The 13,463-nt window shown below is 43.4% G+C and carries 16 protein-coding genes; 6 read left to right on the top strand and 10 right to left on the bottom strand.

All coding sequences use genetic code 11. The features are described from left to right. Positions 1 to 831, bottom strand: coding sequence for an ammonia-dependent NAD(+) synthetase (nadE, locus tag BCU75_RS17445; RefSeq protein ID WP_076674063.1), 831 nt, complete (start codon positions 829 to 831; stop codon positions 1 to 3). Positions 832 to 940: 109 nt separating this feature from the next. Between nadE and BCU75_RS17440 the strand changes: the two genes are divergently transcribed. Continuing rightward, entirely contained in the window at positions 941 to 1,462 is a 522-nt protein-coding gene (locus BCU75_RS17440) for a nicotinate-nicotinamide nucleotide adenylyltransferase (RefSeq protein ID WP_076674065.1), read from the top strand. Between the two features lie 22 nt (positions 1,463 to 1,484). Then, entirely contained in the window at positions 1,485 to 1,973 is a 489-nt protein-coding gene (locus BCU75_RS17435) for a hypothetical protein (protein WP_076674067.1), read from the top strand. Positions 1,974 to 2,131: 158 nt separating this feature from the next. Here BCU75_RS17435 and BCU75_RS17430 read toward each other — a convergent pair whose 3' ends face one another. Beyond that, positions 2,132 to 2,758, bottom strand: a complete 627-nt coding sequence (locus tag BCU75_RS17430; RefSeq protein ID WP_076674069.1) for an AraC family transcriptional regulator — start codon at positions 2,756 to 2,758, stop codon at positions 2,132 to 2,134. 175 nt (positions 2,759 to 2,933) lie between these two features. Between BCU75_RS17430 and BCU75_RS17425 the strand changes: the two genes are divergently transcribed. Then, on the top strand, positions 2,934 to 4,040 hold the full coding sequence (locus BCU75_RS17425; RefSeq protein WP_076674071.1) for a 1-acyl-sn-glycerol-3-phosphate acyltransferase: 1,107 nt from the start codon (positions 2,934 to 2,936) through the stop codon (positions 4,038 to 4,040). A 161-nt stretch (positions 4,041 to 4,201) separates the two neighbouring features. On the opposite strand, the gene BCU75_RS17420 is transcribed toward BCU75_RS17425, so the two are convergent. Then, the gene (locus BCU75_RS17420; protein WP_102474581.1) at positions 4,202 to 4,801 is read right to left on the bottom strand and encodes a hypothetical protein; all 600 of its coding nucleotides are present in this window, start codon (positions 4,799 to 4,801) and stop codon (positions 4,202 to 4,204) included. Between the two features lie 101 nt (positions 4,802 to 4,902). Between BCU75_RS17420 and BCU75_RS17415 the strand changes: the two genes are divergently transcribed. Beyond that, entirely contained in the window at positions 4,903 to 5,202 is a 300-nt protein-coding gene (locus tag BCU75_RS17415) for a YnjH family protein (RefSeq protein WP_076674075.1), read from the top strand. Between the two features lie 39 nt (positions 5,203 to 5,241). Here BCU75_RS17415 and BCU75_RS17410 read toward each other — a convergent pair whose 3' ends face one another. Then, positions 5,242 to 5,541: a YfcZ/YiiS family protein gene (locus tag BCU75_RS17410; RefSeq protein WP_076674077.1), complete on the bottom strand. Its 300-nt coding sequence runs from the start codon at positions 5,539 to 5,541 to the stop codon at positions 5,242 to 5,244. A 530-nt stretch (positions 5,542 to 6,071) separates the two neighbouring features. Between BCU75_RS17410 and BCU75_RS17405 the strand changes: the two genes are divergently transcribed. Further along, positions 6,072 to 6,533 (top strand): TetR/AcrR family transcriptional regulator, encoded by a 462-nt coding sequence (locus tag BCU75_RS17405; protein WP_076674079.1) that lies wholly within the window; start codon positions 6,072 to 6,074, stop codon positions 6,531 to 6,533. Positions 6,534 to 6,917: 384 nt separating this feature from the next. Here the strand turns inward: BCU75_RS17405 and BCU75_RS17400 are convergent, their stop codons facing one another. The 6 genes from BCU75_RS17400 to BCU75_RS17375 all read right to left on the bottom strand — a co-directional run bounded on the left by BCU75_RS17400 (position 6,918) and on the right by BCU75_RS17375 (position 11,810). Beyond that, on the bottom strand, positions 6,918 to 7,700 hold the full coding sequence (locus BCU75_RS17400) for a heme ABC transporter ATP-binding protein (protein ID WP_102474580.1): 783 nt from the start codon (positions 7,698 to 7,700) through the stop codon (positions 6,918 to 6,920). After that, positions 7,700 to 8,737, bottom strand: coding sequence for a FecCD family ABC transporter permease (locus BCU75_RS17395; protein WP_102474579.1), 1,038 nt, complete (start codon positions 8,735 to 8,737; stop codon positions 7,700 to 7,702). The genes BCU75_RS17400 and BCU75_RS17395 overlap by 1 nt, the downstream gene beginning before the upstream one ends. A gap of 126 nt (positions 8,738 to 8,863) precedes the next feature. Further along, a complete protein-coding gene (locus BCU75_RS17390; RefSeq protein ID WP_102474578.1) occupies positions 8,864 to 9,760 on the bottom strand; it encodes a heme/hemin ABC transporter substrate-binding protein in 897 nt (298 codons plus the stop codon). Positions 9,761 to 9,898: 138 nt separating this feature from the next. Next, positions 9,899 to 10,312, bottom strand: coding sequence for an ExbD/TolR family protein (locus BCU75_RS17385; RefSeq protein WP_102474577.1), 414 nt, complete (start codon positions 10,310 to 10,312; stop codon positions 9,899 to 9,901). Next, a complete protein-coding gene (locus tag BCU75_RS17380; protein ID WP_102474576.1) occupies positions 10,309 to 11,010 on the bottom strand; it encodes a MotA/TolQ/ExbB proton channel family protein in 702 nt (233 codons plus the stop codon). The genes BCU75_RS17385 and BCU75_RS17380 overlap by 4 nt, the downstream gene beginning before the upstream one ends. Positions 11,011 to 11,012: 2 nt before the next feature. Then, entirely contained in the window at positions 11,013 to 11,810 is a 798-nt protein-coding gene (locus BCU75_RS17375) for an energy transducer TonB (RefSeq protein WP_102474575.1), read from the bottom strand. A gap of 161 nt (positions 11,811 to 11,971) precedes the next feature. Here BCU75_RS17375 and hutW point away from each other — a divergent pair, with 161 nt between their 5' ends. Then, complete coding sequence (gene hutW / locus BCU75_RS17370; protein WP_102474574.1) at positions 11,972 to 13,381, top strand: heme anaerobic degradation radical SAM methyltransferase ChuW/HutW; 1,410 nt, start codon at positions 11,972 to 11,974, stop codon at positions 13,379 to 13,381. Positions 13,382 to 13,463: the final 82 nt, after the last annotated feature.

The raw sequence follows: 13,463 nt of genomic DNA, 5'->3' as shown, positions 1-13,463 counted from the left end.
TTAATCGTAGATCGTTGGGATAGGTTGACGCTTGTGCTGTGTTGCTTTGTAGATACTTACTAAGCGATCTGACACGTCTTGAGAGACTTCTTTGCCTTCAAGGAAATCATCGATTTGATCGTAAGAAAGGTTCAATGCTGCTTCATCGGCTTTCTGTGGATCAAGCTCTTCTAAATCAGCGGTTGGCACTTTCTTCACAAGTTGCTCTGGAGCCCCTAGTGTTGCAGCCAGTTCACGAACTTGGCGTTTGTTCAGGCCGAACAAAGGTGCTAGATCACATGCGCCGTCGCCGTGCTTAGTGTAGAAGCCAGTAATGTTTTCCGCCGAGTGATCGGTGCCGATGACAAGACCACCAACGTAACCTGCGATTTCGTATTGCGCGATCATGCGAGCACGTGCTTTCACATTACCTTTCACAAAGTCGATTTTCGCAGAGTCTGTTGGTAGTAATCCTGTGCCTTCTAAAGCTACATGAGAGGCTGCGTGAAGCCCATCAACACCCGCTTTAATGTTTACAGAAACTGATTGAGAAGGCTCGATAAAAGACAGAGCAAGTTGTGCTTCGTCTTCATCTTTTTGCTCGCCATAAGGTAGGCGAACAGCGATGAATTGGTAGTCGTTGCTACCAGCGCTTTCATTCAGGCTATTAACTGCCATTTGTGCTAAACGGCCACAGGTCGTTGAGTCTACACCGCCACTGATACCAAGGATCAGAGACTTGCAGCCTGACTGCTGAAGTTTCGTTTTGATAAAGTCCACACGACGAGTCACTTCGAAGTGAGGGTCAATTGAAGGTAGTACGCGCATTTCGTCACGAATTAACTGTTCCATTCGTATTCCTTTCCTGCAAGCAAATTAAAAATCTAGTGTTATCATACCTAAATCATCCGATTTAAAAACCTCTTTGCACAAGCTTAGAAAGAGAAGGCAGTAATAAACAATGGAAAAAATAGCCATTTTCGGTAGCGCGTTTAATCCACCGAGCTTAGGGCATAAAAGTGTGATTGATTCGTTGGCTCACTTCGATAAAATTCTACTCGTTCCAAGTATTGCCCATGCTTGGGGAAAAGAGATGCTAGACTTTGATACGAGATGTCAGTTAGTTAACGCATTTATTAGCGATCTTTCGCTGGATCAAGTTGAGCTTTCTTTGATCGAAAAGAGCTTGTTTATTCCAGGTGAAAGTGTGACGACTTACGCAGTGCTCAGTGAACTTCAGAAGTTACATCGTGACGCCGAACTTACATTTGTTATTGGTCCAGATAATTTCTTCAAATTCTCATCTTTCTATAAATCCGATGAGATAACAGAGCGCTGGTCGGTGATGGCTTGCCCTGAAAAAGTGAAGATTCGCAGCACCGATATTCGTAATGCTTTGCAAAATGGGAGCAATGTGGCAAAACTGAGTACAAAGTCAGTTACAAAGATATTGCAAGATAGTGGACTGTATACAATAATGTAAATTCACTAATTCAAGAGGTCTGATGACTATGCTAAAGCGCGCGATACCAGCGACGATGATCATTGCAGCATGCAGTATGCCTGCTCAAGCTGATTGTGATTTCTTTAGCTTAGATTCGATAATGCTGACTTCTGATGATGAAAACAGCTGTTTAGACTTCACTTCGAGTATTGAGTCTTTTGGTCAACGCATGATGGAAATCAGCGGGCTAAGTGATGAAGAGCCTGAAGCCCCCGACTATTGGTCTGATTGGGTTATTCAGAGCAAAGATGCGCCTCTATTAACTCAGAGCCTTGAATCTAACTATGTTGGACTTGGCATGTGGTTCCCAGAAGATCTTGAAGATGAGCAGTATGATATGTCGACTGAAGAGTGGTTGATGAATCATGGTCTTCAGTTGAGCATCGGTTTTGGCGAGAAAGTTGACGGGCAGCCTCGTATGCGCTTTGATTACCGCTGGCATGATTCTCGAGACGCAGACCTTATGATGCAGGTCGAATTGCCATTCTAGATTGGTAGATTATGAATCTATGTTGAAGCACTAAGCACTAAGCACTAAGAACTAAAAATTGAAATTTTAAGAATTAAAAAAGCCGCAAAAACTGAGTTTTTGCGGCTTTTTAGTCTCTGGTTTTTCGCTTTCACTATTATCTATAATTTATCGCCAAGCTACAAATCTTCACCAAAAACAAGCATGCACAGTTGTTCAAACTCTTCTTCTTTGCCTGAGAATAAATCATCAATCACAAGTGCACGTTTCTGACCTGACTGCATGCGTTTCTTCGCCTCGCGCATTACCATCACCAAGGTGTGTTCTTGCGGTAGATTTGAGTCATCGATGTTCCACTGATTGAATCGCTGAGACAAAGCACTTTCACAAAGCAACGGTTTAAACGCCAACACTTCTTGCTTCAATACAGAAAGCATATCTTTAAACGCTTGCTCCGTATTATTGGCATTGGTAGTGCGAGCTTTGGTTAGCTCCAACTTTTCCAGTAACGCAGAAGATAGGTTTGTTTGCGTGATGTATCCTGCTTGTCTCGGGAATGCGTCCGTCAAACGAACTGAGAAATCGACACGATTAACCTGGGTGTTTGGAAAGTAGGTCAGTGAAGTTAAGCAGTCATATGGAACCCAGATACTTTGACCGGGTTCAACAGCGTACTCTTGTTTACCAAGCTTTATCAAAACCAAGCCACTTTGAACCGATACAAGGCTATGTTTAAGTACTTTCTTGCGTGGTGTGATCACCAAGTGTGAAAAGTAAGCCGATGTATATTCAATAGCGAAGTTCATAGATAGTACCTTAATTTTGGGGCGTCAAGATTACCGTTAATTTTAAAGAATGCCAACAATAACAGGGGATTTTCAATCTTTCTGGTCTGACCTTGTCAAAAGTATGGACTCTGTAGCTGCGAGAAGTCAAAACAACGCGTAGAATGAGCCAGATTTTTATTATTTGAATTAAAAAATGACCTCTCCGACCGATCCATATGTTGATATTCGTCCTTACGGCGATGATGAAATTCCAGCGGCACTAAACCGTCTTATTAATGATGAAGAATTTATCAGTGCGATTTTGCACTATCGTTTTTCAAACCATGCGTCTTGGTTTAAAGCATTAATGAGTCCGATCTTGCGCGTTTACTTGAAAATGAAATGGAGCAAACTGACCAGCGTCGAATCCATTCAGATTGAAGTTAAAAAGTACTTACGCGACACGCTAGCTAAAACTACTAATGGTGTTACGTACACTGGCGTAGAGTCACTGGATGTGAATCAAGCTTATTTGTTTGTTTCTAACCATCGTGATATCGCTATGGATCCTGCACTCGTCAACTACGCTCTGCATCAAAATAAACACCAGACCTGTCGCATTGCTATTGGTGATAACCTGCTGAAGAAGCCATGTGCGACTGAATTGATGCGTCTGAACAAAAGCTTCATCGTAAAGCGTTCTTTGAAAGGGCCGCGTGAAATGATGAAAGCGCTTGGGCAGCTGTCTTCTTACATCAAGCACTCTTTGGAGACAGGCAACTCAATTTGGATCGCTCAAAAAGAAGGTCGTGCAAAAGATGGTAATGATTTCACGGAGCCAGCAATTCTGAAGATGTTCCATGTTGAAGGGCGTAAGCAAAAAATCGCATTTCCTGAGTACGTGAAATCATTGAAGATCGTTCCTGTGGCTATTTCGTACGAAAACGATCCATGTGACACAGCGAAAGCGATAGAGCTTTTTGAAAAAGACGTAAACGGCAGTTACGAAAAGGGTGAGTTTGAAGATATAGAAAGTATCATTCAAGGTATCATCGGTAACAAAGGACGTGTTCATGTTGGTTTCGGCCAAGTTATCGACCAAGATTTTGAAACGCCAGAAGCGCTTGCTGAAGAGATCGACCGTCAGATCCATGACAACTACAAACTTTTTCCTGTGAACTTGCTGGCTGCAGACAAAGATGATGAGTCTATTACAGAAATCGTTAAGAAAGAGTTTGAAGAAAAGCTATCGGGTCTGCCTAAAGGTGCTCGTCAGTACTTAATTGATAGCTATGCGAACCCAGTGAAGAATATTGGTTAGTCTATTGTTGGTTGGTTGGTTCGTTGCTGCTGCTTAGTGGATGCCTTCGCTAATCAACAAGTGATTGAATTGAAAAAGGAGCCTTCGGCTCCTTTTTTGTATCGGTGTTGGTCTCTTTATCTATACGTCGCGGCCAAATAGCCAGTTAATCGGACTGCATATTAGCGAGCAACCGCGCCACCAAGGTCTAAGTTGGTTGGCCACGTGGTAATGGTGTTACCACCGAGATAGATATTGCCTTTGACCGTCATGGTGTCGGGAAATGTTGTAATTTTAGAACCGCCTATATATAAGTCGCCATCAATGACTATCCCGTTTGGTAGTTCTGTCAAAGGCGTACGAATCACGCTCAGGTCGCCTTTCACTCTAAAGCCATTGGGTAGCCTTTGTAGGGGAGTGTCCGTGAGGTTAATAAATCCGCCCACTCTCACACCTCGTGGCCAACTGGTGATTTGGCTGCCAATCAAGTCGGCATAGCCCTTAATCTTAACTCCTGAGGGAACATGCGCGAGTTGGCTGTTACCGCCTTTAAGGCTGCCGTTTACTTCTAACCCTTTCGGTAGACGGGTAATAGGTGTGTTCTCTATGTTCAAATTACCGTCAACAACCAAGCCTGTTGGGAGCGATGTGTATGGCTTATTTCGTAAATATAAGTTTCCGTAATTATCCAGATGGTTCAATATTTGATACTGATCGAGTGGTTCTGCAGTCACATTTGTTATGGTTAAAGAACCAATAATAAGTGCAATTATTCTGAGCATAACAAGCTTCTTATTACGAGAGACGTTAACACTATAATGAAAAAATTATTCTCGCATAGTGTTTTACTCATTTGTTGGTAGGTAAAAAGGTATAGAACACAATGAAAGGTGAATCTGTGATTGAAATAGAGCGTCAAATTCTAAAAGGTTTTGTGATTTTAACCTTTGTGTTTTGTTCAGTATCAGCGAATGCTAATAAAATAATATCCACGCCCGCTAAGGCTGCGGTCGTTGTCACGCAGAGCGGTTCACAGCAACGAGTTTGTTATTATGATGATAAGGCATATAGCTTAGGTGCCGTCGTTGAAGTTTCCGGCGTTTTGATTCGATGTGCTGCCGAAAATGATTTTGAGACCAATGGGGCATTAGGGTGGGTTGAAATGATAAAAAAAGACGAGTAATAAACTCGTCTTTTATTGATATGAATATTGATGCTTAAATTAACGCGCTAGAGAGCGAGTTTTAAGTTCGAAAATAATCTTCTCGGCACTCACTTCAAATTTAAAGCGTGCATGCAATTCCGTGCTCTCTTCTGTCATCTCTGACGCTTCAAACTCGACATTGTTAGACACTTGCTTCGCTAACTCAACGTACTTAGCAAACTCAGCTTCAATAAGGGCTTTAGAGCTACCGTAAACGGTTACCTCAGCAACCTCATCGCCTTCTTTAATGATGAAGCCGATCTCACCTGCGCAGCCGCAAGCCTCACATACATCGTTGTTACCAACATCTTGGCTCATAAATAATCCTCTTACAAAGTCTGCGGTTATTCTAACGAGCAATTTGATCTGTATCTACAAAAATTAAAATCTTTGAACTAATTTATACTGGTATGCTATGTTGTTTGTGTGGAGAGGAATTAATATGAACATTCGCGTCGCAAAATATCTATGTGATCTTGATCATGTTTTGCTGAAGATTAATGTTATTAATTTGTCAGAATATCATTCACTTAGTTGCGTCAGGAATGATTTTATAAGACTATCTATCGCTTGATAGGTATTTATACAATGAATTTTTCGTTGGGTATTTCATATTCTAAGTCGTTATTTAAAATTACCGACTTAGGATCGTAAGGTTGTTATTCGAAGAATAATTAGATTAAGCGCCCAAAGAGGCGTCACTGTCGAATTATTCGTACATGGTATTTGTGTGAATGTAGTTATAAATACTTGCGATAAAACACCTTGCTCACATAATGCTGATAACGATTTGCATTCTGACTTCATTTGACTGAGTTAGATGGATTTACAAAGAGAAGAGCCTGAATATGCCAAAGCGTAGTAAAGAAGATACAGAAATCACTATCCAGAAAATCATGGATGCCGTTGTGGACCAGCTATTAAGATTGGGTTACGACAAGATGTCATACACGACGTTGAGTCAGCAAACGGGCGTTTCTCGTACAGGTATAAGCCACCACTTTCCAAAGAAAACGGATTTTACTGCTGCTTTAGACGGTCGTATTTTCAAGATGTTTATGGAACACATTGACTTTGAAAATGGCCTTGATGCATTTTCTGCTAGCTGGGTTGCAGCTCTTGAAGACGCTGAGTTCCTAGCAATTTTACGTTTACTTTTCCATCATATCGTTACTGCAGAGAGCGCTCATGAGTTCGCTGCAAACGGTATTGATCGTCTATACAAGCTGACTGAAACTCAGTTTGGTGATGCTAGCGGTAGAGAACTAGAGTGGCTGATTGGCAAATCATTGATTCGAATGAGCCAATAATCAGCACTCAATAAAAGAAGCTCCTAAGGGGGCTTTTTTTGTGCCTGTCATTTCACTTCTCTTTCTCTCTTTCTCACACAGTTGCCGCTATCTTCCTTTTGTTTCAAATGCAGTTATTTCTTTTCTTTTTAAATGTTTACGTTCGTGCCTTACATTCAACCTCAGTTGCTAAAAGCTAACCAACACTAACTGATTCTGTTTATTTCTAGAGCCTCAAGCGTTCAGAGTGAGACGTTTGAGGATTTATTGTTGTGGTACTAACAAAATTGAGTTTAAGGCGAGAGAGAGGCTATGAGCCAATAAAAAGCCTCGAACAAATCGAGGCTTAGAATGATTTAGCTGCTATTAAGAACGAATACTCGTCATGAGCCCCCTAAACCGAGCTTATTGCGCGGGATGAACCTGAGGGAAGCTCATAGTTGGGTGCTTTTCTACAATACTTCTATAGCCGTACACATCTTCAATCATCGAAGGCTTAAGTGCTTCCCAAGGGCTTCCATCGCAAACCAAGTTACCTTCTTTCAATACCACCAATCGATCGGAGTATTGAGCGGCTAAGTTTAAGTCATGTAGAACCACGATAACGGCTGCGTTGTGGTTGTCGGCTAACTCTCTCGCGATTTTCAAGGTATTGTGCTGGTGGGCGAGGTCCAGTGCTGACGTTGGTTCATCGAGCATTAAGATGCATTGGTCACCAGAATAGTGAAGCTGGGTTAATACTCGAGCCAAGTGAACACGCTGTTTTTCACCGCCAGATAGCGAAGGGTAGAGCCTTTCACTTAAGTGAGTCACGTCGGCAACATCCATTTTTTTGCTCGCTATGTTAGTAAGCTTTTTGTTGGACTCTTGCAGAGGGATACCACCAAGCTCGACGACTTCATGTGCCAAAAATGGGAAGGTCAACGTACTGTGCTGAGGAAGCATAGCTAAGTGCTTTGCCAGCTTTTGAGAAGGCCACTTGTCTTTGGTGTGTCCAAAGTATTGGATATCACCCGTGCTTGATATCTCTTGGCACAAAGCTTTAAGTAACGTGCTTTTCCCTGCGCCATTGGGTCCAAGCAGTGTGGTTACCTTTCCCGCTTCAATTTCAATAGAAACGCCATCTAGTATCACTTTGCTGCCGAATTTCACTTCGATATTGGTCGCTTTTAATGCTGAAGGAAACATTAAAGGATTCTCCCTTTCTGTTGAAATAGAAGATACAAGAAGAATGGAGCTCCGATAATCGCGGTGACAATGCCTACAGGCAGTTCTGCTGGTGCAAGTACCACACGTGAGAACATGTCAGCGGCTGTTAACAGAAGTGCACCAAGAAATGCAGATAGCGGTAATAGAACTCGGTGATCAGGGCCTGCCAACATACGACCTAAATGAGGGATTACTAACCCAATGAAACCAATCATGCCAGACAGGCTAACCGTGATTCCAACGCCTGCAGCAGTTAGCAGGATCAACTTTCGTTTGAGCTTTTGTACCGGTATGCCAAGGTGTTGCGCTTCAGACTCGCCCAGTAATAGAGCATTCAGTGACATTGCTTGGCGGTAGAAAACAACAAACAATCCAACGAGCGTGATAGCAGCAAGCAAAATACCTGACCACTTTGCGCCGGCTAATGAACCCATTGACCACAGTGAAAGATCACGCAACATCTGGTCATCAGCAATGAAGTTCAAGAATCCAATACCTGCACCTGATAGCGCGCTGATCGCTACGCCCGCTAACAACATGATGGTTACTGAGGTGCCAAATTTGCTAGTACCAAGTTTGTAAACCAGCAGTGTGGTTAAGGCGCCGCCCAAAAAGGCGAATACTGGAACGGCCGCAAAGTTCATGAATGCAGGGTATTGCAGTGAAAGCTTAGAGAAAATAACAATGGCTAATGCAGCACCTAATGCTGCTCCGGCAGAGACACCAATGATCCCTGGCTCAGCAAGCGGGTTTCTAAATAGCCCCTGCATGACCGCACCACATAATGCGAGAATCGCGCCGATTAGCATACATAAGATGGTTCTTGGTAAACGGATTTCTTGAATCACCAAATTGATGTGTGGGGCTAAATCATTGTTTGGTTGGAGTAAGCTCGCTGCACTGTCAGCTAAGCTAATGTTCATTGGCCCAACGGTAATTGAGAACAGTGCGACGAAGACTAGGGTAGCCCCTAGGCCTAACATCGATGTTTTCAGTGGGACGGATCGTAGCAACATAAAGGGCCTCAATGTCCATCGCTAGCTTCAATATCCATCACCAACATTGCGGAAAAGCGGGTAGGTAATGGAAACTAAGCTAGCAACAGTAAGAATAGGGTGGTCGAGTTATAGCGGGTAGATAAGTTATAACGGATAGATAAGAGCGTTTAATCGTTTGGCTTCTGAAAGGCTTTCGAGGCCAAGTCCGCCAACTAATGCACTGCCTTTTACGGTAATGATTTTCTTGTTCATGCCAGCAGGAGTCGCTGCTAACATAGGCAACGATTTAAGAATGGCGTCAGCGCCGCCCATTTTTTGGTAGCTGCGGCCACTCACCAAGATGACATCAGGCTGCATTTCAACGAGTGATTCCATTGATAGGGGCTTGTAAGACGTAAGGCTTTTAGCCGCAGGGTTTACACCGCCAGCCAATTCAATGATCGCGTTTGGTGACGTTTCACCGCCTGCAACATTGGCAGGGCGACCTTCATGCAGCAATAGGAACAAGACTTTCTTCGCTTCGTTGCTTGATACTTGGTTTGCTTTTAATGCTGCGATCTTTTGATTTACTTCCGCTTTCACTTGTTCTGAGTGAGCCTCGGTATGGGTGATTTTTGCGATTTGGTCGATACGTTCTAATAACCCCTCAACGTTTGCTTCGGTGTTAACGATCTCTACATCGATACCGGCAGATTTCAATTGAGAAATCGCATTGTCTGGCCCCATTTCATCCGAGCCTATTAGTGTGGTTGGCTCTAAGGCAATCAAGCCTTCTGCTGAAAGGTTTCGGTGGTAACCAATCTTCGGCAGATTCTCTGTTTGAGGGAAATGGCTGGTCACATCAATCGCGACTAGCTGTTCCTCTGCACCCAATGCCAACACCAATTCAGTAACAGCACTGCCGGCACTGATTATTCGAGGTTGTTCAATGTCATTGGCCAATACTGTAGGCGCGGTGAACGCCAAGCTTGAAACTACCATTGAGAGTAAATGTGTCTTGGCTTTTAAGTTGATTTTGTTGAGTACTTTTATCTGTTTCATAGTGATATCTTTTTTTATAGCGCGAAACTACTGAGTAAGTCATCCGTGCGCATTTTGAGTTCAAGTCGATATAGGTCTGGCTTTGGTTATTTGGTCTTATCAATGAAGAACCAAGCCTCGTGAAAATTAAGTATTGTTCTAGCCATCTTCCGTGAGTAATTGGGTCGCTGGTATTCCATTTTCTTGAAGAAACGACAGCAACTTCACTAAGTTCTCGACGTTGGCGGCTTTATCTGCGCCAATGATGATCGGCTTCTTATCCGATGTGCCTGTCTCTTCCAGCAATGCAATCTTGAAGTTTTCCCAGTCGATATACTCTTGGCCGTTAATCGCCCAGTAAGGTTCGTGGTCTAAAATATTGACGTTAATCGAATCCTTGTGGACTTCAGATACGTTTTTAATATCAGAGCTAGGCAGTTCTACCTCTAATGACTCCAACTTCACCGAAGCTGTTAGCAATAGGAAAACCATCACGATAAAAATGATGTCGAGTAGCGGCGTTAAGTCTGGTGCTAAACTTTGTGTTTGAGACGAGTGGGGCGTTTTAATCATGCTTGACTCACATCACCAACAGCGACTTTGTTAACTGATGAGCCTTTGGTATCGTCAGAGTTATTGGTTTGAATCGACATCCCCTCTAGCCACACATTGACATAGTTCAGAGTGTGTTCCAGTTGGGCCAATACTCGATCAGCCCATAGCCCGAGTAGTTGTGCACCTGAAATAGCAGGCAGTGCAATCATCAAGCCTGCCGCTGTGGTCCTCATTGCTAAACCAAGGCCGTCAGCTAGATCGTTCGGTGTAATACTGCCGGTCGTAGCTGCAACCCCTTTGAACATCTCAATAAGACCAAGCACCGTACCAAGCAAGCCAATTAGCGGACTGATCACGCCGATCAAACCAAGCAGTCTCAAACCTGCATGCAGTTGGTGGCGTTTTTCTTGTAGCCAAATTCCAGCAGCGTCTTCACGCAAACCTTTTGAAAAAGAGTGGTGGGCAAGCAACATCGACACGCCCTTGTACAGTAGCGGTCGTTTGCCTGAAATCGATTGAGCAAGTGCTTCGATCTCTTTGCTGTTGGTTGGCGAGATCAGATTGAGCTCACGGCGAATGGCACGCTTACCAACACCGATGCTTAGCATGACTTGGAAAACGCGCTCAGCGATGATCATTGCTGTTAATGCTGAGCAGATAAGAAGAGGCCAAGTCATTAAGCCAAGTTGATCTTGTAAGTAACTGATTTGTTGCATGATTAATCCAACCTAAAACGAACAGGTATTTGTACACGGTGAGCAATTGCTCGGCCATTGACAGTATGAGGTGAGAATTTCCATTGTTTAATGGCATCTAATGCGGCGCTATCGAGCATTAGTGCGCCTGATGAATTTACTAATGCTTGTTTAATTTGTTTGCCTTCTGCGTCGAGCCATACCTCGTACGTAGCGACACCTTCAACACCACGACGTCTTGCCTGGCGAGGATAATTTGGTGGTGTAGGGCGAGAAGAGAAAGAAGGCTTAGTGACTAAGACTGGCTCTTTGTTCGATACACCTTGATTGACTTGCTGAGGCTGATTAGCTGAATCGTCTAGATTCTTATCGACTTTCTTGTCGGCTAGCTTCTCTGGTTGAGGTGTTGGTTTGGACTTTGGCTCTGGTTTTAGTTCTGGGCGTTTTTTCTTAACGACTTTTTTCTCTGTCACCGGTTTCTTCTCGACTCTCTTTTCAACAACCTTTTTCTCTACTTTCTTGGGTTGAGGCTTATTGGTGATCGCTTTTTTCTTTGGGGTTGGCTTGGCTTGTTTGTGCTCAACGGCCTTAGGTTTTGCTTGTGAGACCGTTTCTTTGATTGGCTCAGGTTCAACCGGTTCTGTAATGGTTTTTTGTTGAGCTTGAGAAGGCACGCTCTTAGGAGTGAAGTTGATCGATACCGTGTTCGATTGGCTACCTGCAGGCATCGCAAAGACTTTGGATTCTTGCGCGACAAATAATAGCGCCGCATGAATCACTATCGATGCACCGCCTGCAATAACATATCTAGGAACGTTCACATTCAATCCTTTACTCAATCTAAAATCTATATCGGATTATTGCTTAGAATCTAAATAAGATCAATTATCAATTGCATTATCATTTGCGTCTATTTATGATTCTCTCAGTTTTTAGCGAATAGTCTTCCAGACTTTGCTATGTAAGTGTTTAGAGAGATTATATGAATCTTAATATCTATAAATTTGACGAATCAATATTGGGTGTTTCTAGCCCTGATCCGCTTCGTTTTGCGTTTGCGAAAAAGCATTCTGCCCATGCCGGAGGAAGTTCAATTCCGGTCGACCCGAGCAAGAAGTTGGAGCTCTTTGATGAACTGATGCTAAGCGAAGGGAAGAAACAGGATAAGCGTTGCTTGTATGTCCATATTCCTTTCTGTCGTGTGCGTTGTACGTTTTGCAACTTTTTCCAAAACGCTGCGAGCCGTAAATTAGTTGATGAGTATTTCGATGCTTTGATGGTTGAGCTAAAGCTTAAAGCCAAAACGCCTTGGGCTCAGTCTGGATTATTTCACGCCGTCTATATCGGTGGCGGAACACCTACCGATTTGTCTTCTCAGCAAGTTGAACTATTAGGTAAAGCGATTCGACAATATTTCCCGCTGGCAAACGATGTTGAAATGACCTTAGAAGGGCGTATCAATCGATTTGGCGACGAGATGTTTGATAGCGCACTTGAAGGTGGCTTTAATCGTTTCTCATTCGGCATTCAAAGTTTCAATACTCATGTTCGACGTAGTGCTAAGCGCTTAGATGACCGAGAAGTTGTGTTGGAACGTATCAGTTCACTAAGCCGTACTGAACAAGCTCCGATCGTTCTTGATCTGTTATACGGATTACCGCACCAGTCTATGGAAGTGTTCCAACAAGATTTGGAAGACTACATGTCTACTGGCGCACACGGTATTGACCTTTATCAACTGATTGTTTCGGGCAATGCACCTATGCTTAATCTCGTTGAGAAAGGAAAAATCCCGCCACCGGCCAATACGCCAGATAAGGCGAGTATGTATTTAGCGGGTGTTGAGTTCATGGCAAAAAATAAGGTCAAGCAACTGAGCGTGAATCACTGGACTCGTGATAACCGCGAACGGAGCATTTACAACAGCTTAGCGAAAACTTATGCCGAAGTGTTGCCGATTGGTTGTGGCGCTGGTGGCAACATCGGTGGCCACGGTGTGATGCAACATCGAACTTTAGACAGCTACATGGAGTCTATAAAGCAAGGTCAATTGCCAATAGCCATGATGACCAAGCAAAGCTCACTAGAGCCAACCTTCTCTTCATTGAAGGTCGGTTTTGATTCTGGTGTTGTTAGAAGAAGTACGTTGCCGACCTTTATGGGACAAGACACATTCGATTATCTGAAGCCTCTGTTTTTGCATTGGGAGAAGAATGGTTTGGTTGAGCTTTCGGAAGATTATCTGACCCTCACTATTGCTGGCAGCTTCTGGGCAGTAAGCCTCGCTCAGAGCGTGATTCAAGTACTTAACGCTGAATATCAGGCTATGCACCCAGCACCCAAAGCATCAGGTTCGGGCGTTCACCCACATGCAAGTTTGAAGCACGCTTAACTTTTTATTTATTAGATTACAGCTTGTCGGATATACAGTTAATCAGATGCGTGGTTCATCAGATACATGGTTCATCGGATAT

Source organism: Vibrio splendidus, from assembly GCF_002873455.1.
GTDB lineage: Bacteria > Pseudomonadota > Gammaproteobacteria > Enterobacterales > Vibrionaceae > Vibrio > Vibrio splendidus_J.
The sequence above is the reverse complement of the archived record's forward strand: the minus strand, read 5'-3'. Positions and strand labels throughout refer to the sequence as shown.